General features: G+C 62.1%; 1 protein-coding gene. It reads right to left on the reverse strand.

Going from position 1 to position 272, the window contains the following annotated elements:
- The coding region (locus NQL71_RS29800; RefSeq protein ID WP_274643804.1) for an aminomethyl-transferring glycine dehydrogenase at window positions 1-272 on the reverse strand (272 nt) is incomplete at both ends.

Below are 272 nucleotides of genomic sequence, written 5' to 3' on the forward strand. Positions count from 1 at the left end.
CCACATCGGCCTGGGTGCTGGTTTCATCCAGGGACAGGCCCAGGCGCTCGCCATCGACTACGCGCAGGTTGATCTGTTGGGCGTGTGCCTGTTCGTGCAGCGCAGCGGTTTGCGCGCCAGTGTTCAGGGTCAGGGTGTCGAAGAAGGTTTCTTGCTCGACGTTCAGACCGATCGCTTTCAGGCCTTGGGCCAGGATCGCAGTCAGGTGATGCACACGCTGGGCAATCTGCGTCAGGCCTTTCGGACCGTGGTACACGGCGTACATGCTGGCG

Source organism: Pseudomonas serbica (assembly GCF_028823535.1).
Lineage (GTDB): Bacteria > Pseudomonadota > Gammaproteobacteria > Pseudomonadales > Pseudomonadaceae > Aquipseudomonas > Aquipseudomonas serbica.